The sequence below is a fragment of the Paraburkholderia sp. SIMBA_054 genome (assembly GCF_046534875.1).
Lineage (GTDB): Bacteria > Pseudomonadota > Gammaproteobacteria > Burkholderiales > Burkholderiaceae > Paraburkholderia > Paraburkholderia hospita.
This window is the reverse complement of sequence record NZ_JAWRXV010000029.1, coordinates 81,848-107,030: the sequence shown is the minus strand read 5'-3', so window position 1 is coordinate 107,030 and position 25,183 is coordinate 81,848. Positions and strand designations below refer to the sequence as shown.

19 protein-coding genes and 1 pseudogene are annotated in these 25,183 nt (G+C 59.3%); 9 read left to right on the top strand and 11 right to left on the bottom strand.

Annotation, left to right across the window (positions count from 1 at the left end; translation table 11 throughout):
* Positions 1-154 precede the first annotated feature (154 nt).
* The 3 genes from SB822_RS30960 to SB822_RS30950 form a co-directional block, all read right to left on the bottom strand.
* A complete protein-coding gene (locus tag SB822_RS30960) occupies positions 155-811 on the bottom strand; it encodes an ANTAR domain-containing response regulator (protein WP_410856325.1) in 657 nt (218 codons plus the stop codon).
* Between the two features lie 16 nt (positions 812-827).
* Positions 828-1,271, bottom strand: a complete 444-nt coding sequence (locus tag SB822_RS30955) for a transporter substrate-binding protein (protein ID WP_410856352.1) — start codon at positions 1,269-1,271, stop codon at positions 828-830.
* Positions 1,272-1,500: 229 nt separating this feature from the next.
* On the bottom strand, positions 1,501-2,847 hold the full coding sequence (locus tag SB822_RS30950) for a ferric reductase-like transmembrane domain-containing protein (RefSeq protein WP_410856328.1): 1,347 nt from the start codon (positions 2,845-2,847) through the stop codon (positions 1,501-1,503).
* Positions 2,848-3,153: 306 nt separating this feature from the next.
* On the opposite strand from SB822_RS30950, the gene SB822_RS30945 reads away from it, so the two are divergent.
* Together SB822_RS30945 and SB822_RS30940 are read left to right on the top strand one after the other, a co-directional pair.
* Positions 3,154-3,801, top strand: coding sequence for a heme-binding beta-barrel domain-containing protein (locus SB822_RS30945; RefSeq protein WP_410856327.1), 648 nt, complete (start codon positions 3,154-3,156; stop codon positions 3,799-3,801).
* A 320-nt stretch (positions 3,802-4,121) separates the two neighbouring features.
* Positions 4,122-4,860 (top strand): annotated as a pseudogene (locus SB822_RS30940) (IS6 family transposase).
* A gap of 667 nt (positions 4,861-5,527) precedes the next feature.
* Here SB822_RS30940 and SB822_RS30935 read toward each other — a convergent pair.
* The 6 genes from SB822_RS30935 to SB822_RS30910 all read right to left on the bottom strand — a co-directional run bounded on the left by SB822_RS30935 (position 5,528) and on the right by SB822_RS30910 (position 11,862).
* A complete protein-coding gene (locus tag SB822_RS30935) occupies positions 5,528-5,908 on the bottom strand; it encodes a hypothetical protein (protein ID WP_410856326.1) in 381 nt (126 codons plus the stop codon).
* Positions 5,909-6,282: 374 nt separating this feature from the next.
* Positions 6,283-6,939, bottom strand: a complete 657-nt coding sequence (locus tag SB822_RS30930; protein WP_410856325.1) for an ANTAR domain-containing response regulator — start codon at positions 6,937-6,939, stop codon at positions 6,283-6,285.
* A 16-nt stretch (positions 6,940-6,955) separates the two neighbouring features.
* Positions 6,956-8,092 (bottom strand): transporter substrate-binding domain-containing protein, encoded by a 1,137-nt coding sequence (locus SB822_RS30925; RefSeq protein WP_410856324.1) that lies wholly within the window; start codon positions 8,090-8,092, stop codon positions 6,956-6,958.
* Between the two features lie 134 nt (positions 8,093-8,226).
* A complete protein-coding gene (locus SB822_RS30920; protein ID WP_410856323.1) occupies positions 8,227-9,792 on the bottom strand; it encodes a nitric oxide reductase activation protein NorD in 1,566 nt (521 codons plus the stop codon).
* Positions 9,793-9,962: 170 nt separating this feature from the next.
* On the bottom strand, positions 9,963-10,772 hold the full coding sequence (locus SB822_RS30915) for a CbbQ/NirQ/NorQ/GpvN family protein (protein ID WP_410856322.1): 810 nt from the start codon (positions 10,770-10,772) through the stop codon (positions 9,963-9,965).
* A 52-nt stretch (positions 10,773-10,824) separates the two neighbouring features.
* Positions 10,825-11,862, bottom strand: a complete 1,038-nt coding sequence (locus tag SB822_RS30910; protein ID WP_410856321.1) for an aliphatic amidase — start codon at positions 11,860-11,862, stop codon at positions 10,825-10,827.
* Positions 11,863-12,272: 410 nt separating this feature from the next.
* On the opposite strand from SB822_RS30910, the gene SB822_RS30905 reads away from it, so the two are divergent.
* The 3 genes from SB822_RS30905 (at position 12,273) to SB822_RS30895 (ending at position 15,971) form a co-directional block, all read left to right on the top strand.
* On the top strand, positions 12,273-13,601 hold the full coding sequence (locus SB822_RS30905; protein ID WP_410856320.1) for a purine-cytosine permease family protein: 1,329 nt from the start codon (positions 12,273-12,275) through the stop codon (positions 13,599-13,601).
* A gap of 76 nt (positions 13,602-13,677) precedes the next feature.
* Positions 13,678-14,694: an alpha/beta fold hydrolase gene (locus tag SB822_RS30900; protein WP_410856319.1), complete on the top strand. Its 1,017-nt coding sequence runs from the start codon at positions 13,678-13,680 to the stop codon at positions 14,692-14,694.
* A 128-nt stretch (positions 14,695-14,822) separates the two neighbouring features.
* Entirely contained in the window at positions 14,823-15,971 is a 1,149-nt protein-coding gene (locus SB822_RS30895; protein WP_410856318.1) for a porin, read from the top strand.
* Positions 15,972-16,328: 357 nt separating this feature from the next.
* On the opposite strand, the gene SB822_RS30890 is transcribed toward SB822_RS30895, so the two are convergent.
* Together SB822_RS30890 and SB822_RS30885 are read right to left on the bottom strand one after the other, a co-directional pair.
* Positions 16,329-17,309 carry a response regulator gene (locus SB822_RS30890; RefSeq protein WP_410856317.1) on the bottom strand — a complete coding sequence of 327 codons (981 nt, stop codon included), beginning with the start codon at positions 17,307-17,309 and terminating at the stop codon, positions 16,329-16,331.
* Complete coding sequence (locus SB822_RS30885; RefSeq protein WP_410856316.1) at positions 17,302-20,733, bottom strand: ATP-binding protein; 3,432 nt, start codon at positions 20,731-20,733, stop codon at positions 17,302-17,304. The genes SB822_RS30890 and SB822_RS30885 overlap by 8 nt, the downstream gene beginning before the upstream one ends.
* A 193-nt stretch (positions 20,734-20,926) precedes the next feature.
* Between SB822_RS30885 and urtA the strand changes: the two genes are divergently transcribed.
* The 4 genes from urtA (at position 20,927) to urtD (ending at position 25,180) form a co-directional block, all read left to right on the top strand.
* Positions 20,927-22,204: an urea ABC transporter substrate-binding protein gene (gene urtA / locus SB822_RS30880; protein ID WP_410856315.1), complete on the top strand. Its 1,278-nt coding sequence runs from the start codon at positions 20,927-20,929 to the stop codon at positions 22,202-22,204.
* A 60-nt stretch (positions 22,205-22,264) separates the two neighbouring features.
* Positions 22,265-23,182: an urea ABC transporter permease subunit UrtB gene (urtB, locus tag SB822_RS30875; protein ID WP_410856314.1), complete on the top strand. Its 918-nt coding sequence runs from the start codon at positions 22,265-22,267 to the stop codon at positions 23,180-23,182.
* A gap of 82 nt (positions 23,183-23,264) precedes the next feature.
* Complete coding sequence (urtC, locus tag SB822_RS30870) at positions 23,265-24,440, top strand: urea ABC transporter permease subunit UrtC (RefSeq protein WP_410856313.1); 1,176 nt, start codon at positions 23,265-23,267, stop codon at positions 24,438-24,440.
* Entirely contained in the window at positions 24,437-25,180 is a 744-nt protein-coding gene (urtD, locus tag SB822_RS30865) for an urea ABC transporter ATP-binding protein UrtD (protein WP_410856312.1), read from the top strand. The genes urtC and urtD overlap by 4 nt, the downstream gene beginning before the upstream one ends.
* Positions 25,181-25,183: the final 3 nt, after the last annotated feature.

Below are 25,183 nucleotides of genomic sequence, written 5' to 3'. Positions count from 1 at the left end.
ACAAAACCTGCTTGCTGACATGCAACAGCCATGTCATCGCTTGCAATGCGTGTTCCGGACGGCCCCGTCATGGCATCGCCTACATCGGGAGCCGCGTTAGCGGCTTCCGGGTGTCATAGCGGCACAAAGGCGGTATCGCAGCTAACAGAAACGGTTAACCTGAACGCGGTCCTCCGCCAGATGAGAGTATGTCGCTCGCGTTGATGATGGCCGAGGCGATATCTTCGACCGTCATGCGCTTGGTCATCGCTTGCTCGCGCATGATCTTGTATGCTTCGTCCTTAGAGACGCGGCGCTGACCGCACAGAATGTCCTGAGCCTCCGAGACTTTGCGGGCGCTGCCGACCTTTTCTTCGAGGCGCACGATTCGTTTGCGTAGCTTCTTGCGCTCACGGCCGATCTCGCGCGCGAGAACAAGTGCGCTCAGCAGGCCGAATGACCGGATGGGGGAGGTGACGACAGCCTTTGCGTCGATTCGCAGCATTGCCTCCATGATAGTGGGGTTCTCGTAGTTGAGAACCGCGATTGTCGGCGGCGAGTCATCGTCTGTACACCAGTCGTCAATGGCGTTCAACTTGTCGGGAAGAAGCGCAAAGAAAACGACGTCGGTTCTGTGCGGCGGCGATTGCAATGGCGGCCAGAAAGCCTGAACGCTACACCCGATGCGCTCGAGTTGTTGCGCAAGCTGCGCACCGTCGCTGTCGTGCGGATGAAACACGCAGACACGCAGTGACCGCAAATCGCTTAGCAGATGCGAGATCGGCGGGGCCTGCGCCGGCCTTCCGTGACCGGCCCGGTCATCGTCGTTCATTTACAGCTCCCACGCGTCATCGAACCATCCAGTCACCGAGCGCGTGGGCGACGAGATAAGGATCGGGCCGTATGGGTGCCGGCGACTCCCATACGATGTCGAATTGTCCTTCGCGGTTCACGCGACCGATGCGCGGATTCAAATGTGTATGGTGAGTCGACGGATCAATACTGACCGGGCCCTGCGGTGCGTCAAATTTGCTGCGAAGCAACTCCGGCATTAGCGTCTCGATGTCCGCAGAACCAGCGGCGCACATTGCCCGTGCAAAGAGATGGACCTGAAAGTAAGCTGCCTCCCAGCTTGCATTCGGTACGGTTTTACATCTGTACATTCGGCCGAACTTCTCCAGGCAGGCACGATTGGTCGCTGACGCGATTGAACGAAAATAGGGTGCCGCTGTGAAATGGCCTTCGGCAATGTCGGCGCCCATCTGCTCGACAGCGATTTCCGACGTTGTCAGGCTTGCTCAGTCCGGCATAGCTCAGTGTTTGCGCCAGAAATCCTGTCGGCCGGGGTATTCGTCGTGATCGGTGCAATCTTCAGGGTGCCGCTGTATGCCGCACACCTTCAACTTGTGGGCGCCTTCCTGATAAAGGAGTTGGTCGGTGCCGGCCCAAGCGGTTCCGGGTAATGCCGGCGCGTGGTAACGCCGGCCTCGCCGGACATCGCAACCGCCTCGCTGGGGCTACTCAGCGCATGTCGAACAGTTCTTGATGGAAATCCGCTTGTGCCAATCCGAGCCGCACCAAATCCTCCCGTAGCGCCCGACCGAACGCCGCGGGTCCGCAAAACCAGACATCCGCGGACGTCCATGCCGGGACGATCTCGCAGAGGCGCGTCGCTGTCAGGCGGTCGTCCTTGCCGCTAACCAGCACATGAAGGCGTACGTTTGCGCCGGTTGCCAGTTGCCGCATTGCGCCGATGAACTCTTCGTCGTGTGCATTAGTGCTGTAGAACAGGTCCACGGCGCGCGCATCCGGCTCATCGGCGTGGCGCGCTCGCGCCTGCATCCGGGCAAGAAACGGCGTGATGCCGATGCCACCGGCGATCCAGATTTGCCTCGGCTTGTTGCCGCAAAAGTCGAAGGCGCCATAGGGCCCTTCGACGGTCACGAGACCGCCGGTCTTCAGGGTTTCAGGCAATTTCTCGGTGTAGTCGCCAATGCCTTTGATATGAAAGCGCAGCATCCCGTCCTCATACCATGAAGATGAAATGGTAAACGGATGCGCGCCCTCTGCGGCATCGAAGGTGACAAACGCAAACTGACCGGCGGCATGACCGAGCCAGCGGTCTCTCAGTTTGATCGCCACACTGAGCACCCGCATGTCCCGATAATGTACGAGGCTCTCGATGACTCCGACCGCCCGCCGCGTGTGTCCAACCCGGCGCAGCAGTGAGACGGCGGCTGCCAGCGTGGCCGCAAGCACGAGCAGTCCCACGACCGGGCCGATGGCTGCGTTCCAGTAGCTGGGCTTCATCAGCACGATCGCGTGGAACCCCAGCGCGGGATACACAACTGCCATAAGTCGATGGGTCTTGAAGAAATGGCGGTAAGGAAAGCTTTTCAGCAAGGCAACGAGAGCAAGCACCACTGTCCCGTAAAACGCCCATTCGCCAGTGCTTCTGGCGAGCCCGTGCTGCGTGGCCAGGAAATGGGCAACGGCAGGCAGCGTTTCCCCCGGCGACGACACCGTTTTGCGCAATGGCTTTTGCATCCAGCCCAGACCGACGAACCAATTCGGCATCTTGACCCAGAGCCAATGAACTATGGCAAGCACCAGTGCACTGATACCAAGCCATCTATGCAGACGGTAGGTCTTGTCGAGACCGCCGAGAAACGGTTCAACACGGGTCGGCCGCATCGCGAGAAGCATGCCGGCACTCATGCATCCGATCGCGAGAAGGCCGGTGAAGTTGATCATCGATAGCTGCAAAGCACGGAATGCGTGCAGTGCGCTTGAGAAATCATCGGCCATAACCCACAGCAGGCTCAGCCCCAATAGCAGAGAGAGATAGGTTAGCTTAATGGTCTTCATAAGTTCGATCCTCAGCCGCTGCTCTCGCGCGGTTTCGGTCCTCAGTGTGTCACACATATCTTTGTCGATACGATCGATCAGCGCGCGGTGAGACCGACCCATTGCCGAAAATGTAGTCGACCTAGCCTTTAACATCGGGTGTATCTATGTGAAAGTTATTTCATAGACCAGAAAACTGGCGAGCTTTGCGCTTGAGGGCGAAGTCGCAGAGAACCACATGAATTTAATTTCATTTTCATGCACTCGTTTCGAGGATAGTCCTTTGGTAAGGTGCTTTCACCAAGCAATCCGACGGAGAATACCATTATGAAATCGTATCCCGCGAAGTCTATTATCAGAACCATCACGGTTGCCGCTGCGCTTGTTGCTCCGGTCACCGCATCGTACGCACAGGAAACTGTGATCAATGGAATGGATTTCGGTCCCCTGGCTAAATTTGTAGGGACCTGGAAGACTGTCGCGTCAGGAGGCACAGATGTGGCGCCGGGCCAGGCGGGTTCAAAGGTCGGCAAGGGAGGGCCCGCTGTGGAGCCGTACTACGAAACATTATCCTTTGAGCCGGCAGCTGATGCCAAAAACGCATCTGATCAGTACCTCGCTGCAATGTACTACAAACTTGAAGTGTTCAGAAAAAGGGATAACAAGAAATTCCATGACCAAAGAGGTTACCTTTTATATGACAAGAAGAGTCAGATGGTATATGACACATTCTGTATTCCCAGAGGGGTTTGCGTCGTAGCTGAAGGGAAACCGGGAAGTAAAATGACGCTGACATCGCAATCCAAGGGTGTGGCCGAGTCCCAGTACATGGTGAAAAATGACGACGTCACTGGCTTTACGATCACGTTTGATATATCGGGAGACACGCTGAAATACGCACAAACAACAGGATTGAATGTGTACGGCAAGCCGTTTTCCCACGTCGACACGAGCACGCTTAGTAAGGTTAACTAGGCATGATGTGCGCTCCTGACTGAACACTGCAGCGGCCCGTCTCGGGAGAGTTGTGCACCGAAGTGTTCCGAGCCGCACGCTTGGGTGGGTGTCGCTGTTAAAAATGGCTCTACTGCCGGCAATCGTACACGCCATCCAGACTCACGATGGTGCCCCGCAGGTCCAAGCCCACGGTACGGGCGATGAGCGTGAGTTGCGGCAGCGCTTCTCGCAACGTAGGCGATTCATTGCGATTGCCAGGGGCCGTCACGTACGGCGCGATCACGTTGCAGTGCCGGCGGCTTTGTCACTTTGTCGGGATAGTCGCGGATGATCGCGCGATGAAGAATGCAAAACCGCTTTATCACGGCCATCGCTTTCCGGCAGCCGTCATCAGCTGCGCCGTGCGCTGGTATTTCCGGTTTCAGCTAAGCCTTCGCGACATCGAAGAGTTGCTGTTCGAGCGCGGGGTCGTCGTCAGCTATGAATCGATTCGACGCTCGTGCGACAAATTCGGCGCGGGCTTTGCGCGTCGCGTCAAGGCCGCGCGTCGCAAGCCCGGCACCACATGGCATCTGGACGAAGTATTTGTGACGCTGCGCGGCGTTCTCTATCTGTTGTGGCGTGCTTTTGATCAACACGGGTCCGAACTCGACATCCTGTTGCAGAAGCATCGGGATAAGGTGGCAGCGAGGCGATCTTTCAAACGCGTGCCGGCCTCTGGTCCCGAAGACCGCGCAAGATCGTGACCGATCAACTCCGTCGCTATTCGGCAGCAAAGGCCCAGATCCCCGGCCTGGTCAACGTCAAACACGTCTTCGTCAGGGCCAGGGCCAGTGCCAGAGTGAACAACCGGGCCGAGAACAGCCGTCAACCTACGCGCGAACGCGAGCGCCGCATGCGAGGCTTTCGCAATCCCGAACGCACGCGGCGTTCTTGTCAAGCTTCGGGCCAGTCCGGCAGCACTTTGCGATAGAGCGACATTTGCTGCGCGCTTCGCTCTATCGAAAACAACTCGGCGAACGCTTCGCTGCCTGGCATCGCTTCACTGATCTCACCCAGAATCCGTCTGGCCTCTGAGAAGGAGGTCGGCCCGAGCAATACTATGTCGCGAACAATTTAACGTGACAGCGCCCTATGTCTTGCAGGTCGCCGACATGGACGGCAGGCGTGGTCTTCGTCACGCCCGGCAAGGTTGCAGGCGTAGTCGAACGCTTTGCCAACCACCTTGCCAGCATCGGTTTCCGGTCATTCGCTACGTTCAGAAATCTGGACTTTAACCGATCTGGCTTCGCCGATCAGAAATCCCGTCTTGGCGCGCCTCGCAGACAAATTCGATGGCCTTGAAAAACTAGCAACCAGTTGCCTGCATCTGTCCACCGCTGTTCAACGTTCATCGCCGTTTCGTCATCCATATCGCTTGATCGTCGTCCGGGTTAGGGCTTGCGAGGGAGCGATGCCGATGTCTAAAGTTGAGGCAGCGTTTGGTACCTTGAACATTTTCGTCTTACCTTCCTTTCGATCGAGTTTGCACACGACCTACCGGAAGGCGAAATTTCGGGGAAAGCTCATTCGGCGACGCGAAGGCCATGCATCTGCTCCAGGCTGGTGTTGACCTGACAGTCATCGCGTTGGGGCTGGGTCACAAGAAGCCGGCGACTACGCGCATGTACATGGAAGCAGACCTGACCAACAAGCAGCCGGCTTTTTGCCTTCGACCGGCAAGATCTAACAAACGGCGCGGCATTCATGAGTTGGCTTCCCGATGACGGCTGGCGGTTTCGTCTAAATAACTGTCGGCTTCGCGTCCCAAGGTGCCGGCTTCCCGCCAGGCTGCTGGTGGACACACGCGACCCGCTACGTAAAGCTCCACGACGTATTCACAGGTGTGCAAAAGGCGCCACAATGCCGCTCCGAGGTCTGTTTCGTCGACGGGTTCATGCTGAAGAATTGTCTTCGCCCGCTCCGTGCATTCCACGAGCGCACGCCATTGCTGCTCGGGGACCTCGAGCGCATAACCGCCGAGCTGCGCCGCCGCACTCGAGACGATATAAAGCTGTCGAAACGCCGTTGCAACCTCGGGCGATGGATGCCATGCTTGCTTGCTACGCCTGCGCACTTCATACATGCCCGTTCCTTGGTAAGAGCCGCTTCCGTTCGCCTTCCGGGGCTGCGCGACGCGGGAGCGAAAAGAATGCCGAAATGATTGCGGCGTGCGCATCGCAGGGACCGACAGTGGTAGCGACGGTGAAAGCCCGGTCTCGCGCATCGACCCGCGCGCTTAAAAAAACCAGTCGCGCATTTCAACTCTGCATACTTTCGCTTTCTGTGCGCAAAGCAGCCGTTAATAAAGACTATCAAAATGTTCGCCGATTCGTGCGTCATCGCTTGCAATGCGTGTTCCGGACGGCCCCGTCATGGCATCGCCTACATCGGGAGCCGCGTTAGCGGCTTCCGGGTGTCATAGCGGCACAAAGGCGGTATCGCAGCTAACAGAAACGGTTAACCTGAACGCGGTCCTCCGCCAGATGAGAGTATGTCGCTCGCGTTGATGATGGCCGAGGCGATATCTTCGACCGTCATGCGCTTGGTCATCGCTTGCTCGCGCATGATCTTGTATGCTTCGTCCTTAGAGACGCGGCGCTGACCGCACAGAATGTCCTGAGCCTCCGAGACTTTGCGGGCGCTGCCGACCTTTTCTTCGAGGCGCACGATTCGTTTGCGTAGCTTCTTGCGCTCACGGCCGATCTCGCGCGCGAGAACAAGTGCGCTCAGCAGGCCGAATGACCGGATGGGGGAGGTGACGACAGCCTTTGCGTCGATTCGCAGCATTGCCTCCATGATAGTGGGGTTCTCGTAGTTGAGAACCGCGATTGTCGGCGGCGAGTCATCGTCTGTACACCAGTCGTCAATGGCGTTCAACTTGTCGGGAAGAAGCGCAAAGAAAACGACGTCGGTTCTGTGCGGCGGCGATTGCAATGGCGGCCAGAAAGCCTGAACGCTACACCCGATGCGCTCGAGTTGTTGCGCAAGCTGCGCACCGTCGCTGTCGTGCGGATGAAACACGCAGACACGCAGTGACCGCAAATCGCTTAGCAGATGCGAGATCGGCGGGGCCTGCGCCGGCCTTCCGTGACCGGCCCGGTCATCGTCGTTCATTTACAGCTCCCACGCGTCATCGAACCATCCAGTCACCGAGCGCGTGGGCGACGAGATAAGGATCGGGCCGTATGGGTGCCGGCGACTCCCATACGATGTCGAATTGTCCTTCGCGGTTCACGCGACCGATGCGCGGATTCAAATGTGTATGGTGAGTCGACGGATCAATACTGACCGGGCCCTGCGGTGCGTCAAATTTGCTGCGAAGCAACTCCGGCATTAGCGTCTCGATGTCCGCAGAACCAGCGGCGCACATTGCCCGTGCAAAGAGATGGACCTGAAAGTAAGCTGCCTCCCAGCTTGCATTCGGCACGGTTTCACACCCGAACATTCGGCCGAACTTCTCCAGACAGGCACGATTGGTCGCTGACGCGATTGAACAAAAATAGGGCGCCGCTGTGAAATGGCCTTCGGCAATGTCGGTGCCCATCTGCTTGACGGCGCTTTCCGACGTTGTCAGGCTTGCGATAGGCATCGACGCGGGATCGAGGCCGGCTCGCGCGTACGCGCGATAGAAGTGCTGCGTCGCGTTTCCAACTACGGTCGAAAATATGAAATCGGGGCTCGTCGCGCGAATGTCTTCGACTATTTCGGTGAAGTCACATTCGGTGGCGTCGAGCCGCACGTATCGTTCGCCAACCTTCGCACCGCCTCTGTACTGCGAAACAAGGTCCGACATGATCCGGTTCGATTCATACGGGTAAATGTAGTTCGAGCCGACCTGATAGACACGGGCACCGAAGTTCGACGTCATGAAATCGGCGAGTTGAACGCTATTCTGATTGGGCGCTGCACCGGTGTAGATGACGTTTTCCGAGTATTCGAAACCTTCATACAACGTTGGATAGAAAAGCAGCCGGTTCCAGCGTTCGACGATCGGCACTACCGCCTTGCGCGCACTCGACATATAACAGCCGAAAATTATCTGAACATCGTCGGTCAGGATAAGCCGCTCCGCGAACGCGCGATATTTCGCGGGATCCGAAGCCGGATCGTATCGGACTGGCACGAGTTCGCGTCCGCCGATGCCGCCCGCATCGTTGATTTCGCTTATTGCGAAGAGTGTTCCATAGAGTTGCGACGATTCAATCGCCGACGTAACGCCCGTTTCGGAAAAAAGCACGCCTACTTTGACAGTCTCGGTATATGCCACTGTGGTGCACGCCTGTTCCTTGATTCGTACCTGAAATAATCAGCAGCCGCGTAGCGGCTACGGATTGTCGCTGACCAAAAATAGTTTGCCTATAGCAGGCTTTTCGCTGCCGGGTCCGGAGGACTCGCATAAAGTTACCGCAAGCTTTCGAGCACCTCGCCGATTTGCCATGCAAGGTCACGCCGACCATCGAGTATCAGATAGCGGTCCGCACCAAAAATCGTGCGAACATATTTGCCCGCGTCTCTGTCCAAAGCGCAGCAGAATGGCAGGATACCGCGCGAAGTCAGCGCGGACACTGCGTGGCGTGCGTCTTCGATAAGATGAGTGGAGTCGTGGACGTCGACGTCGCGCGGTTGGCCGTCCGTGACGAGCATCAACAGCCTTGCGTCGCTCTGTTCATTGTCAAACTGCTTCGCCGCATGCCGCAAAGCTGGGCCTACGCGCGTCGAAAAGGCGCCCCGCTGGGCCTGCAGCCTGCTGTGCTGCGCTTCGCCAAACGGTTCATCGAAATCCTTGATACGTGTATACCGCACATCATGGCGTCCGTTCGAACAAAAGCCGTGCACGGCGATACGCGTTCGGGTCGGTTCTAGAAATGACGCCAACTTTGCCGCAGCCGCCTTCTCGATGTCGAGCACCGTCGTAGTGCCTTCAGCGGTCTTGTCATTCGTGGAAGCCGAAAAGTCCAGCAAGAGCAGGAGAGACACGCTCGGTGGCGTCCGTCGCCTTTGCTCGAAGATTCTCCCGTCGCCGCTTACGCCTGTGCGTCGCGCGATGCCATGGTCGAGTACGGCGGCCAGATCGAGTTCGTCGCCTTCCAGCCGGCCGCGAAAGGGCGTGGTCGGCCGCCGTCGACAGCGCAACAGTTGCCACGGGTCTGTCGCCTTCCGGAACTGGACACTGTCATGCGCGCTTATCTGCTCATGGTCGTACACGCAAGCCCAGTCCTCGAACAGGAGTCCCACCCGGGCATGCCACTCCGGATAATGGTGAGAACGCAGCGCGCCGTCGGTCGGCGGATTGTCGTGCGTGATCCGAGTGTCCGCCGTGTTCGATTGTGCCGCGGCCCGATCGGCCGCGTTGGGCGCGCGTTCCAGCCGCGCATGCGCTGGCTCGCTTTCGATGGCCCACAGATATGTATTGTCGTCCCGGTAATGCGGCTCCACGCTGTATGACGCTGCATCGAATTGCACGCGCATTTGCGCGAGGTCGACGGCCAATACGTCAGCAACTTCCTGATAGGCCGCAATGTCCTCGTGAAGGTCGGCGATTTCGTCGACGAGCCGACGGCCTTTGCAGACCCAATCGTTCGGGTCGTCGTAACCGGGATCGTGCAGCGCGCGGGCAAGGCGCGCCGCGAGCGAGCCGAAGGTCTGCGGACCATACTCCGCCGATGCCGTGTGAAATGCGCCCCACAAACCGCGCAGGCCAGGGTACTCGCGCATCATCAAGCGTTCTACTCGCGCGTCCTCAATGAGCGATGCGAGTGCGATTCTCAGTGCGCCGCGCGAGCCGATCGGCGTCGATGGGCGCGAGAAGCGCAGATGGGCGAGAGCGTGAGCCACGCACGCCTGATAATGGCTCACGGCAATCCGGCCGTCGCAGTCTGGAATCCAGGCGACGCGGATCAGGTCTGTGCCAATCGACGTCCGCAATGAAACGGCGTCGCTTTCGTCGGGTATGTCGGCCGTAATCATGACTTGTATCGGTGCAGGGTCTTTCAGCCCGTCGATTGCATCGACACTCAGGGGCGCGAATCCAGCCGCATAGCATTCGAGCATCCGCGTCGTCGCAACAGACGGTGAGCGCCTGTCGCTTCGAGCTGTCGGCTGTCGCATGTCGCTAGCGTTGTCCTCCGGCATTGGAATCAAGCTCCAAATTGCGCGCGCACGAAACCGTCGAGCGCGGCGCGTACCTCGTCGTCATCGGTAAGCGGGCGCGTCATTGCGAGTGCACAGGCCGCGTGTGGATCGATTCCTCCGCGAATCAGTGCGCACGCGTGCACGAGCATACGCGTCGACATGCCCTCGGCGACTTCCCTGCCGCGAAGCTTGCGCGATTGAGCCGCGACGCGCACCAGCCTGAGTGCGATATCGCGCTCCACTTCGCCTTCGTGCGCGACGATATCGACTTCGGCCGCTTCGTCGGGATAATGGAACTCCATGGCGCCAAAGCGCTGCCGCGTTGATGGCTTGAGGTCTTTGCCAAATGCCTGATAGCCGGGGTTGTACGACACGATCAGCTGAAAGTCTGGATGTGCGTGAATCAGTTCCCCCCGCTTTTCCAGCGGCAGAATCCGCCGGTCGTCGGTCAGCGGATGGATGACGACGAGCGTATCCGGGCGCGCCTCGACGACCTCGTCGAGATAGCAGATCGCACCGTAGCGGGCGGCGAGCGTCAGGGGTCCGTCTTGCCATTCGGTGCTGTCGCCGCGCAGCAAAAACCGGCCGGTAAGGTCCGACGCCGTCGTGTCCTCGTTGCATGCAACGGTCACGAGCGGCTTGTTCAATTGTGCTGCCATGTACTCGACAAAGCGCGTTTTGCCGCACCCCGTCGGGCCCTTGAGGACGAGCGGCATGCGCAGCGCATGGGCTGCGGCGAACAGCTCCGCCTCCTGACCGACCGGCCGGTAGTAGGGCGTTTTCCTGATTCGATATTGTGCGAGCATATCCTGCATCGGCATCGTCCTTGAGAAATTGGTGCGCCGCGTTTGCGGCGCACCCGGATCGTTAGCGGTGCGTCGGTTCAACGTGCGGAATGCCGTCGATCGGGCATTCGGGCGTGCCGGGCGTCGTGCGCGTCAGCGCTTCGACTTCGCGGCGCGTGCCTTCGGGATCATTCACCCACTTGCCGTAGAACTCGAACGGGCATGTCGCTACGCCATGGATGTCCTCGCCCGAGTTGATCTTGCCGGTGTAGCCGCGGTGCAGCAGCTTGTAGAGATGGTTCTGCGACTGCATATTTTTGCGAGCATCGCGCAACAGGCTCGTCGAAAGTTCAGCGTACTGGATGCCCATTTCTTCCGTACCGCATTCGCCTAGTGAGCGTCCGTCGAAACCGACAATCGCGGAATGGCCGAAATACGAATAGACTCCGTCGAATCCAGTGGCATTTGCGACTGCCACATAGACGTTGTTCATCCACGCCATCGTCTTCGCGACCATGACCTGCTGCTCTTTCGCCGGATACATGTAGCCCTGGCAGCGCACGATGAGTTCGGCGCCGCGCATTGCACAGTCACGCCAGATCTCGGGATAGTTGCCGTCGTCGCAAATGATGAGGCTGATTTTGAGGCCTTTCGGTCCTTCCGACACGTAAGTGCAATCGCCGGGGTACCAGCCTTCGACAGGCGTCCACGGCATGATCTTCCGATACTTCTGGACGATCTCACCTTTATTGTTTATGAGCACGAGCGTGTTATAGGGCGCTTTGTGCGGATGTTCCTCGTGTTGCTCGCCCGTCAGCGAGAAGACGCCCCAGACGTTTGCTTTCCGGCAAGCCGCACTGAAGATTTCAGTTTCGGCGCCTGGTACTGTCGACGCCGTTTCGTACATCTCCTTGGGGTCGTACATGATGCCGTGCGTCGAGTATTCGGGAAAGACGACGAGGTCCATCCCCGGCAGCCCCTGCTTCATGCCCACGACCATGTCCGCTATCTTGCGCGCGTTCTCGAGAACCTCGGCCTTCGTGTGAAGGCGCGGCATCTTGTAGTTGACGACGGCTACACCGACGCAGTCGTTGCTGCTGGAAATATCACCATGACGCATGCTTTTCTCCGGTATTGATGATGGAAAACAAAAAAGCCCGAGCAGACTCATAGGTCTGGTCGGGCTCTGTTGCCTTTTTCGCATTGCCGGCAGTGTTGGCGGTAATGCGAAAGTTCGATTGAACGCAGGCTACGGAAGAGGCGGCCAGTTGTCAAGCCACCAAAAAACTGCGAGCGCCAACGCGCTGCCATTTGCACGTGCATCGAGATGCCTGCGCGAAAAAATGACTTGACAGTGTTTTTTCTCTATCTAATTCTCTTGGCCATCACGAACGATTCGTCAACAGCGACGAAAGCAAGGGCAATAGAGCCCACCCCGCACCTGTGAAGGTGCGGGGTGGGCTCTTTTTTTTTGGTTAAATCAGATCGAGGCACCTTTCAACGGCCTTTGTCTCATTGAGAAAGAAAACCATGTCATCTCCACAATCCATAAGCGCTGGCGGCGAAGCCGCGCTCGATCATGTGCTCGGGGAAGAGTACGAACACACACCTGTTCCTCACGCGGCACGACGTAGTGTGCTCTCGGTAGCGACGGTATGGATCAGCTTCCCGATGATCATTACAAGCGCGATGACAGGTTCCATTCTCGTCGCGGGCATGGGCTTTCTCCACGGACTCGGGGCGATGCTCCTCGGTAACCTGCTGATGTTCATGTATGTCGGTCTGCTAGGCGGCCTTGGAGCGAAGCACGGGCTCAACTTCGCGCTGCTTGCAAGCCGCGTGTTCGGGCGCAAGGGATATGCGCTGGCGTCGGGCCTGCTGTCGAGCCTGCTCCTCGGATGGTATGCCGTCCAGACCGGCATCACGGGCAATCTCATCCATTCGTCGTCGGGTGCCAGCTACTTCTTAATGACGTTCGTTGCCGGCGTCCTGTATCTGGCCGTAACGTTCGTCGGCATACGGGGCCTGCATTGGCTAGGCATGGTCTCGGTGCCGCTATTTCTCGTTCTGGGCACCTGGGTGGCGGTCGATGCAGCCGGCCATACGGGATGGAGCAGCGTGTTCACGTATAGCGGCACAAACCCGGCTTCGTCGATGGCATTCGGCGTCGGATTGACGATCGTCATCAGCCTTTTCGTCGATGCGGGCACCGTCTCAGCGGACTTCAACCGCTGGGCGAAAAATGGCAGCGACTCGTGGATCGCGACATTCTCGGCATTTCCTTTTGCGAACTGCTACGCGATGCTGATGGGCGGCATCATGACCGCGGCCATCGCGCTGCCCAATCCGCAGCCGTTCGGAATGGACAATATGTTCGGCTACATGCTCCACCAACACGAGACGTGGCTGAGTGCGATCGCGGTGGTCTTCCTTTTCAGCAGCCTCGGCTCTGTCTGCGCACACTGTCTTTATAACGCCTCGGTCGGCTGGTCGCGGATCATCGGAGTCAAGATGCGCACCGCCGCCGTTATCCTTGCCGTCGCGGGTATCGCGGTTGCCGCGACCAATGTATGGGCGCTCTTCATTCCATGGCTTTCCGTGCTCGGCATCATCGTGCCGCCGATCGGCGCGATCGTAATCGTCGACCTGTATATCGCGCGGCCTGGGGCAGAGATCGACAGGCAATGGCGTGCCCAGGCCTTTGCAGCCTGGATTATCGGATCGGTAGCAGCGTATGTCGTCGAAAAACAGTTTCCGGAGTTCTCGACGGCGGTATCGGCATTCGTGGTCAGCGCGGTGGCTTACGGCTTGATCGCTCAGGTGTCGAAGAAAGCGGCGACGACTGCGGAACGCATTTGATTATAAGGCGGCGCTCAACGACGAGGGCTGCCGCCCCAGGTTCTACATCAACGTGTATCACTAAGGGTGTTTCAAGATGTCCGATTACAAAGTTTTTTCTCTTGGCGACGTCGTACTGCAAAGCGGCATGCGCATTCCCGACGCCAAGCTGGCGTACAAAACCTACGGCACGCTTAATGCCGCGAAAGACAACGTCATCGTCTACCCGACGTGGTACTCAGGGCAGCATTACGAAAATGAATGGCTGATCGGCGAAGACAAGGCGCTCGATCCGCGCAAGTACTTTATCGTCGTGCCGAACATGTTCTGTAACGGCCTTTCGTCGTCGCCCAGCAACACGCCCGCTCCATACGGCAAAGCACGTTTTCCGAACGTGACGGCGTACGACAACGTGCGTATGCAGTGGCGGCTCGTCACGGAGGTGTTCGGTATCGAAAGGATCGCTCTCGTGACTGGCTGGTCGATGGGCGCATTGCAGACATTTCACTGGGGTGCGATGTATCCGGAGATGGTCGAGCGCATCCTGCCGTTCCAGGGGGCCGCGAAATGCTCGCGGCACAATTTCGTGTTTCTCGAAGGTGTCAAGGCGGCGCTGACCGCGGATGCCGCGTTCCGCGACGGCTGGTACGACGTGCAGCCCGAAAAGGGCTTGCGCGCGGCGTCGCGCGTCTACGCGGGTTGGGGGCTGTCGCAGTCGTTCTATCGCGAAAAGCTCGACCTGGAAACTCTTGGCTATGCGTCGATTGAAGATTTTCTCGTCGGCTTCTGGGAGGGATGGCTGCTGTCCAAAGATGCGAACAACCTGCTCGGCATGCTGTGGACCTGGCAAAACGGGGACATCAGCAATAACCCGATTTACGGAGGCGATTTCGTCAAGGCGCTCTCGTCCATCAAGGCGAAGGCGATCGTCATGCCGTGCAGGACCGATCTCTACTTCCCGCCTGAAGACAGCGAGTTCGAAGTCAAGCATATGCCAAACGCCGAACTGCGCGTTGTCGACTCCATCTGGGGCCACTTTGCCGGCGGTCCGGGAACCAGCCCGGTGGATATTGAAGTGCTCGACAAAGCATTGCGAGAGCTTCTCGCGAGCTGAACGTTAGCTTGGATCAACCGCGGCGCTGACGACAGCCGATCGCAGAATCGGCTGCCGTGCGTTGTTTCGGTACATGTATAGGATACCTAATTGAAGTAAGTATAAGGAAAGGTCTGTTGATGTCTACCATGAAAGCAAAATTAGCAGTACTCGCACTCGCGGGTATGTTCGCTTCAATCGCCCATGCACAAAGCAGCGTGACGCTTTACGGAGTACTCGATGAAAGCCTGCAGTACACCAACAGCGTAAAGAGCAACGGGCATGCGGGTTCGGTCCTGGGACTTGCCGATGGCGCCAACAACACCATGGTGTGGGGGATCAAGGGCAAGGAAGACCTCGGTGGTGGCCTGCATGCCATCTTTACGCTCGAAAGCCAGTTTGGGCTCAGCAACGGTGCGCTGCCGTTCAGTAACGATCTGTTCGGACGCCAGTCATGGGTGGGCCTCTCCGATGACCGCTGGGGCACGGTGACGGTAGGCAAGCAATATTCGCCGGTAACCGATTATCTGTGTCCGGTCTCTGCCTATTGCGCGTTCGGAGGTAACATGTCGGCGCATGTCTACGACAACGACAACGTCGGGGGCAGCTACACGATCAACAACTCTGTCAAGTACCAGAGCCCCGTAATCGCAGGGTTCCATTTCGGCGCGATGTATGCCTTTTCAAACGACGCGGGGCAGTTCACGAACAACAATCTGCTGAGCGTCGGCGCCGGCTATGACAATGGCCCGCTCCACCTTGCAGCGGCCTACATGGACGCGACCAATCCGGCGAGCGGAACGAATGCGAACGGCGGTGCCGTCGGCTCGAACATGTACGCCTTCCTGCCTGCCGGAAACCATCGTGTGTGGGGCGCTGGTGCGAACGTCGATATCGGCAAAGGCGCGGTCGGCGTCCTGTATACGCACTCGACCTATCTCGCTCTTGCTACCAGCGACAATGCGTTTTCCGATATCAACGGTGACGACTTGCGTTTCGACAATTACAGCCTGTATGGTCACTATCCGCTCAGTGGCGCACTCAGTTTCGGGGCAGGGTACACACTGACGAACGAGCATCTGTCAGGTTCGACGGGCGCCACGTTGCACAATCAACAGGTCACGGTGGACGCCGACTATCATCTGAGCAGGCGGACAACACTTTACGTGGAAGCGGCTTACCAGCACATTTCGGGGGGCAGTGGCTTGAGTCTTGCGTACGCGAACATCGTCACTGCCGGATCGTCGGCGACGAACAACCAGGCGCAAGTCGCTGCGGGTATTCGCCAAACCTTTTGAGTGAACGAAGTCGCGCCCGGATTCAAGCCTGGCGCGGCATCGCGCGCGGCGCTGCACGCATTGTCAGCAGGCGGTACGAGTGAGTTGAACTCGCGCAACCCAGTACGTGATTCGTGTTCGCGTCAGGCCCTGGCAGCGCCGATCCTGTAGCGCTTGCCTTGATACTGCAATGTGGTGCTGCGAAACCCGATATGATCCGCCGCGATCGGCACGATCGGCGGGTAGCAGCGCGCTGGCGAGCAGTTGGCCCGATATGGCCGCTGTCGTAATGATGGCGAGACGGACAGACGTGATGAACCGGCGAGACTCGCGCCTGCCGGCCAGCAGGGCTGCGCACGAAGCGCTTGCACCCTACGGTCATTGCCGCTGCTCAGCCTTGATTGCTAGTGCTGCCGCAGCCAAACGTGTTTCCACGTGGAGTTTGCGGAATAAATGCTCGAGATGTTTGTTGACGGTGCGCGGTGCCATATCGAGGATGTCGCCGATATCGCGATTGGTTTTTCCACGGGAAAGCCACAACAGCACTTCCGCTTCGCGGCTCGTGATGCCGAATTGAGCCGCCAGTGAAGCCGTCCTCGCCACGTCGTCGAACTCTTCCAGAATCATCACCCATTCGCCGCGTATCGGGCTACCGGTGACGCGGACCGTGCGGCGCACGCCGTTCGCGTTGGTCTCGTAAACAGCGTGGACGTCACAGCCATTCTCCACCCACGATCTGAACCACCGGCGCAACGGGTCGGGCAAGCGGCAGGGCGACGCATCTTCCCCGTCACCGCCTCCCGTCTGCGCGTCGTCGTACCGTGCAAGTTGCGTCGTCGCTTGCGTGTTTTGCCACCGGATGGCGCCGTCCACTGTCGCGATAAGGGCTGCACGCGTTTCCAGACCCGCCACCGCGTCCGTGTACTGTTGCGTGCGCGCGCGTCGCACGTGCGCCGCGATGCGTGCGCACACTTCCGCGGGTTTGACCGGCTTCGTCACATAGTCGATGCCACCGACCCGGAAACCTTGCACAACGTGTTCGCTTTCGGTGAGCGCCGTCATGAAGATCACGGGTAGATGCGTGCGATTCCTGTCGAGCTTCAGAAGTCTGCACGTTTCGAAGCCATCCATTCCGGGCATCATTGCATCCATCAGGACAATATCGGGCGTGATGCGTGCAAGACATTTAAGCGCAGCTTCGCCGTTCAGGGCCACGAGCACGGTGTAGCCGGTCGAATGCAGCGCATCGGAGAGTAGCGCGAGATTGTCCGGCGTGTCGTCGACAATCAGCACGACGGTGCGGTCCGCCGGAACACCGACCGGGATGGAGTCAATACGGTCAACGGATTCTTCAACCATGCGAGTCGCTTGAGAAAAGTTCAAGTTGATGCGCGAACTCGGTCAGCTGGAAGCGCTGGGCCAGCGAGCGTAGCGACATCAGTTGGCCATACAGTTCCGGCAGTTCTGCTGCCGAGGCGTCAAGCTGTTCGATCACGCCCCGCATGTAGCCCAAGTCCAGCAGCGACCTGAGCCTCGTGCGCAAAGCTTGTGGCAGGCAGCGGTTGTTCGCCTGCGGACCGGAAAGGGGCGGCATCGGATCGTCGGCTGGCTGACGCGAGACAATCCATTCAAGCTTCATCAGGCTTGCCAGCTTGTCGAGCAGCAGCGAAACTTCGAGAGGCTTCAACAGATAGTCACCGCAGCCTATTGTCGCCGCGCGCTCGCGGTCGTCGGCGAATGCATGCGCGGACAGCAGCACGATGGGTGCCGCACTGAGCTGGCGCTCGCGAATCAGCCGGCTCGTTTCGTAGCCGTCCATCTCGGGCATCGAGATATCCATGATGATTGCGTCGGTGGTACGCGTGCCGAGCCATTGCAACGCTTCCGGCCCGCTTCCAGCCTCCGCGACATGGAAACCGAGCGGCGCGAGGAGCTGAGCCACGATCGCGCGTTGTTCGGGCAAGTCGTCGACGAGCAGAACGGTGCGCCGCTGCCCATGGTATCCGCGGATGTCCGCGAGGTCTCTGCGCACGGCTTCCACAGCGTGGGCCTCGGGCGCGAAAAGCTTCACGATGAAGCGCGTGCCTTTGCCGACTTCGCTGTCCACTTCCAGGCTGCCGCCGAGCGCATGCGTCAACAGGCGGCAGATCGTCAACCCGAGGCCGGCGCCATGATCGCTCTCGCGCGCCGCATGACCGCGTTCGAACGGCATGAAAAGCCGCTCGATTTCGGCGGCCGGAATGCCCGGCCCAGTGTCGATCACCTCGCACGTCAATGTATCCCATGCATGGCTGACCCGCAGGGTCACGGTACCGGCGGGCGTAAAACGGATCGCATTGCCGATGAGGTTCGTGAGGATCTGGCGCATGCACTTTCCATCCGTCCTCACGGTGCGCGGCAGGCGGCCGACGGTTTGCACGTCGAGGTTCAGCGCCTTTTCGGTAGCCTGTGGCCGCAGCATGGAGGTGAGGTACGCGATGAAATCCAGCAGCGACACTTTCGTGACGTTCAGTTGCAGCTTGCCCGCTTCGATGCGCGCGACATCGAGCAGTCCGTCAACGAGCGCGAGCAGATGTTCGCCGCTTCGATGAATGGTTTCGATTGCATGGAACCGGCCCTGCGGAAGTTCATGTTTTGCCTGCAACAGTAATTGGGCATAGCCGAGGATGCTGTTGAGCGGCGTGCGCAGCTCGTGGCTCAAGCCGGTGACGTAACGGCTCTTGGCCCGGTTTGCCGACTCTGCCGCCGCCGTCGCGCGTTTGAGCGCCGCATCCGTCTTCTGGTGAGCGTCAATTTCGTGCATCAGCAGTTCGGTTTGACGCTGTGACTCTTCCTGCGTGACCCGCCGGTTTTCGCGTTCGAGCACGAGCCACCAGGCGGCGATGCAGCCGATCAGCGACAGGGCGAAGAAGATCTTCACGTAGCTCTGTGCCAGCATTGCCCATTGATGTGAATGGGGCGCGGCAAGCGCGCTCACGCTTTGCGATCCGACGAGGTACAGCACGATCGCGAGCAGCGCAAGCATCGCGGCCACGAGACTGAGATAGTGAACAATGCGTAGCGAAGCTGGCCCGGGCGCGATGCGCGGAAATATCCGCCGAATAGTCGCGTTCAGCTGCGATCCGAACCGCGCGTGGGGCTTGCAGCGATCGTTGCAGCGCGAGTCAAGTGAACAGCACAGTGAGCAGATGGTGCCACCGTATGCGGGGCAGTGGGCTGTATCGTCGTACTCGAATTCGTTTTCGCAAATGACGCAGCACCGCGTTTGTCCGTTCCCGGGCGGTTCGGCTTTGCGTGCCAGATAGTATCGTCCGCGCGTTGCGATCGCAATGACCGGCGCGCACGCGAACGCAACGCCGAAAGCAATGAACGAGGACATCGCCTGAGCGGGTTCGCCGAGCATTCCGGTATCGGCAAGCGCCGCGACCACCGTGGCGATTAGCATCGCGCCCACACCGACGGGATTGATGTCGTACAGATGAGCCCGTTTGAACTCGACGTGGCGGGGGCTGTAGCCGAGCGGCTTGTTGATGACGAGATCGGCGACGACCGCGCCAATCCACGCGATAGCGATGTTCGCATACATCGACAGCACTTTACTGATGGCGTCGAATACGCCCATTTCGACGAGCATCAGCGCGATCAGCACGTTGAAGACGAGCCAAACGACGCGCCCAGGGTGGCTGTGCGTGAGCCGGGCGAAGAAGTTCGACCATGCGAGTGAGCCGGCGTAGGCATTCGTCACGTTGATCTTGAGCTGCGAGACGATGACGAATAGCGTCATCGCCGGCAGCGCCCAGCTGGCGAGCCCGAGCGGATCGAGCAGCTGGTGGTAGGCGACCAGATACATTTGCGTCGGTTCCACCGCATGCGAAACGTCGATTTCGTATTGAACGGCAACGAAAGCCAGCAATGCGCCACCCAGCATCTTGAGTGCGCCCGGAACGATCCAGCCGGGGCCGGCGATAAGGAGTGCGGCCCACCAGCGCTTGCGGTTGTGCGCGCCGAGCGGCGGCAGGAAGCGCAGATAGTCCACCTGTTCGCCCACCTGAACGATCAGCGCGAACACGACGGTACAGGCGTGGCCGAACGCGATAAAACTGAATTCGCGCCCGTGCGGTGCAAGCCCGGAGAACGTCGTCCACTCGGTGAGCAGGCTGGGCTGTCTCCACAGCACGGCGGCATACGGAAGCACGAACAGCACGAGCCACAGCGGCTGGGTCCCGCTCTGCAGGCGGTTGATCATCGTGATGCCAAACATCACGATGGGTATCACGACGAGCGCGCTGATCCCATAGGCGACGTCGATCGATATATGGAAGCAGAGCTGCAGTGCGAGCGACATGATTGCCGCTTCGAGCGCAAAGAAGATGAATGTGAAGCTTGCGTAAAGGAGCGAGGTCAGCGTTGAGCCGATGTAGCCAAAGCCGGCACCACGAGTCAGCAGGTCCATGTCGACGCCGTAGCGCGCCGCGTAATAGCTGATCGGCAGGCTGGTCAGGTAGATGAGGATCGAGACAGCGACTATCGCCCAGACGGCATTGGTGAAGCCGTAATTGATCATCAGCGAGCCGCCGATCGCCTCGAGCACGAGGAACGATACCGCGCCCATCGCCGTATTCGCGACCCGGAATTCAGACCATCGCCGAAACGAGCGCGGCGTGAAGCGCAGCGCGTAATCTTCGAGTGTTTCGTCGCCGACCCATGCGTTGTAGTCGCGCCTGATCTTCACGATGCGCTGTGTTGTGGGTTGCGGCGATGCAGACTGGTGCATCCGTGTCATGTTCAATGATCCAGAAGAGTGCGCCGACCATGGCGGGGGATCATAGAAGCAAGTGACGTTCCATGAATTTCGTTGGATATACGTCAATCAACGTATTTCGCTTCGCATTTTGGCTCCATACATTCTGGCCCACACACCGGCGGGACCTGCCGGCGACTACTCCCCGCAACGCGGATCAGACAAGGAGAATGTAATGGCCGTAGACGATCGACTCGACGACGATGCACCCGACGCCCCTTCGCTATTGCGCAGACGTCTGTTGGGCGGCATGGCCGCAGCGCCGCTGGTTGCACTTGGCATGCCGCGCATGGCGTTCGCGCAGGTGCCGCCGACGGCGAAGGTGAACACGACCGGTCTGGCCGTGACTGACAGCACCGTGACGGTCGGCCAGCTACACTCGGCGACGGGCACGATGGCCATCTCCGAGACTGGGTCGATCCAGGCGGAGCGGCTCGCGATCGACCAGATCAATGCGATGGGCGGCGTACTTGGCCGCAAGATCCAGATCATTCAGGAAGACGGTGCATCCGATTGGCCCACATTCGCCGAAAAATCGAAGAAGCTGCTCGAGAACGATCACGTGGCCGCAGTGTTCGGCTGCTGGACGTCGGCTTCGCGTAAGGCAGTGCTGCCGATTTTCGAAAGGGACAACGGGCTGCTCTATTACCCGACGTTCTACGAAGGACTCGAACAGTCGAAGAACGTGTTCTACACGGGCCAGGAGGCGACCCAGCAGATTCTCTGGGCGCTCGACTGGGCGTCGCAGACGAAAAAGGCGAAGACGTATTTCCTCGTTGGTTCAGACTACATCTGGCCGCGCACCTCGAACAAGATCGCGCGTCGTCATATCGAGCAGCATTTGCATGCGAAGGTGGTTGGCGAGGAATACTACCCCCTCGGCACGACCGATTTCTACTCGCTGATGAACAAGATCAAGCTCGCGCGGCCGGACTGTATTCTCGCGACCGTGGTCGGTGGTTCGAATGTGGCGTTCTACAAGCAGCTCAAAGGCGCTGGCATCACACCGCAAAAGCAGTTCCTGATGACGCTGTCGGTCACCGAGGACGAAGTGCTTGGCATCGGCGGCGACAATTTCGCCGGCTTCTATTCGTCGATGAAATATTTCGAGTCGCTCGAAAACGATATCAACAAGAAGTTTGTCGCGGCCTTCAAGGCGAAGTACGGCCCGCACGCAGTGATCGGTGACGTGACGCAGGCGGCTTACCTCGGTCCCTGGATCTGGAAGGCCGCATGTGAGCGCGCAGGCAGCTTCGATATCGACAAGGTAGTCGCCGCATCCGCGGGTATAGAGCTCAAGAATCCACCGCAGGGCTACGCGAAGGTCGACCCCAATCACCACCTGTGGAGCCGCTCGCTGATCGGTGAGGGGATGCCGGACGGCCAGTTCAAGGTGGTCGCGCAGTCCGCCGAGCCGATCCAGCCGAACCCGTTCCCAAAGGGTTACATGTAACTGCCTGCAATGTCAGCACGGTGGGTCGCGCACGCGCAGCCCCGCTCCAGGAGTACTTCGATGGCCGCTTCAGATATTTTCAACGTTACGCTGATGCAGGGCTTCGCAGGACTGAGCCTCTTCAGCGTCCTGCTGCTGATGGGGCTCGGCCTTGCCGTGATCTTCGGCCAGATGGGTGTGATCAACATGGCCCACGGCGAGTTCATGACGATCGGCGCATACACGGTGTACATGTTTTCGTGGTTCGCTCAGAACGTGTGGCACGCGTTCACCCCGGTCTATTTTTTCTTTGCGATCGTGGCCGCGTTCTTACTCGCGTTTGCCGCCGGCTGGCTTGCCGAATGGGCGCTGATACGACATCTGTACCGACGTCCGCTAGATACGCTGCTGGCCACGTGGGGCTTGAGCCTGGGCATGCAGCAGGTGTTTCGCTCGACCTTTGGGCCGAAGGAGGTAAGTCCCGCGCTGCCGGACTGGCTCATGGGCTCGTGGGAGCCGGCCCAGGGACTCGACATTCCGGTGAGCGGACTGTTCGTGATGGGGCTGGCGCTGCTGATGACGGGTGGATTGCTGCTCGCGCTTTATCGCTCGCGCTGGGGGCTGCGCGTGCGGGCGACAGTCGCAAACCGTCCTATGGCCAACGCGGCGGGCATCAATACGAAGCTCACGGACCGGATGACGTTCGCGATCGGCTGCGGCGTCGCGGGTGTGGCGGGCGCGGCCTTCACGGCCATCGGCTCGACCGGCCCGACGAGCGGTTCGCTTTATATTGTCGACTCGTTTCTGGTGGTGACGTTCGGAGGCGCGGCGAGCCTGCTGGGTACGGTGGCGTCAGCGTTCGGTATCGCGCAAATGCAGTCGATCAGCGAGTTTTTCCTGTCGGGATCTACGGCACGCGTGCTCACGCTGCTCACTGTCGTGATCATCCTGATGCTGCGTCCGCAGGGCCTCTTCGCGTCGAAAGTACGGCGAGCGTGACTCCTTCCCCGGTATCAGTGGGCGCCGGTTCCCGGCGGCCGACCGATATCCTTTAATGATCAACCTGTTCGGAGAGACGGACATGGACATGAATCCTTTGGCGGCCCGCGCATCCGCGCAGGCCAGTCCCCCGGCGCCGACGAGAGGTTGGCGCACGCTGGCGCGCTGGATCGATGCATCCGGTTATGGCGGCATCGCAATACTGGCCGTGCTGATCCTCGTGATCTTTCCACTCGCCCTCGATGCGTTCCGTCTGAATATGATGGGCAAGTATCTGACGTATGCATTCGTCGCCGTCGGGCTGGTCATCGCCTGGGGATACGGCGGCGTCCTCAGTCTCGGTCAGGGCGTGTTCTTCGGGCTCGGTGGTTACGCGATGGCGATGTTCCTGAAACTCGAGGCGTCCGACCCGATCTCGACGAAGACACAGACGACGCCAGGCATTCCAGACTTCATGGACTGGAATCAGGTGACGGCGTTGCCGTTCTGGTGGAAGCCGTTTCATTCGCTGCCGTTTTCAATCCTCGCGATCCTCGCCGTGCCGACCGCGCTCGCGTTCGTCATCAGCTACGCGATGTTCAGGCGGCGCGTGGGGGGCGTGTATTTTGCGATTATCACCCAGGCGGTTGCGCTGATCCTCTCGGTGTTGATCATCGGCCAGCAGGGCTTTACTGGTGGCGTCAACGGCATCACCGATCTGCGCACGCTGCTCGGCTGGGACATCCGCTCGAACGAGGCGAAGCTCATTCTGTACTTCATCAACTCGGTGCTGTTGCTGGTTGCACTGCTCGTCTGCCGTTGGATCCAGCGCAGCAAGCTCGGTACGCTATTGCTTGCGATGCGCGACAAGGAAGACCGCGTGCGCTTCTCTGGCTACGACGTCGCGATGTTCAAGATCTTCGCGTTCTGCGTGGCGGCGGTGCTCGCCGCAATCGGTGGCGCAATGTTCACCCTCCAGGTGGGTTTCATGTCGCCGTCATTCGTAGGGATCGTACCGTCGATCGAGATGGTGATCTATGCGGCAATCGGTGGACGGATGTCGCTCGTGGGCGCGGTGTATGGCGCGGTGCTGGTAAACCTCGGAAAATCCTGGGCCTCCGAGAGCTTTCCGAATCTATGGCTGTTTATCATGGCGGCCATGTTCATCGGTGTCGTGATGGCGTTCCCGAATGGGCTCGCCGGACTCTACGATCAGTATGTGCGCCCGCGTTTTCAGCGTCTGCTGTGCGACACCGCGCAGAAGGGAGATGAACAATGAGCAACACGGACTTTCTGCTGGCGATCGAAGATCTCACCGTATCGTTCGACGGCTTCAAGGCGATCGATTCCTTGAACCTTTATCTCGAGCGCGGCGAACTGCGCGTCGTGATTGGCCCGAACGGCGCAGGCAAGACGACCTTGCTCGATCTCATCTGCGGCAGAACCAGGGAAACCGGCGGAAGCATCAAGTTCCGCAACGAGGAAATCACCAGGCTGGCCGAGTACCGGCGCGTGCGAAAAGGCATCGGGCGCAAGTTCCAGACGCCTTCCATCTATGAAAACCTCACGGTCGCGCAAAACCTCGAAGTGTCGTTCCCGCGAGGGCGCAGTGTGTTTGGCGCGTTGGCGTACAAACAGGGTTCGGAGGTAGCTGATCGCGTCCAGGCGGTCGCGCAGGACATCGGTCTGGCTCAGACGCTCGATCTCGAGGCCGGCCTGCTGTCGCACGGGCAGAAGCAGTGGCTCGAGATCGGCATGCTGCTGATGCAGGACCCGGAACTGCTGATGCTCGATGAGCCGATCGCGGGCATGAGCGCACGCGAGCGCGAGATCACGGCTGAACTGCTCGACCGCATCTGCCGCAACCGTTCGATGATCGTCATTGAACACGACATGGCGTTTGTCGAGCGCATTGCGCACACCGTCACGGTAATGCATCAGGGAAAGATTCTGGCCGAGGGACCGATGGCGCAGGTGCAGGCTGATCCCCGCGTAATCGACGTCTATCTCGGACACTGAGGG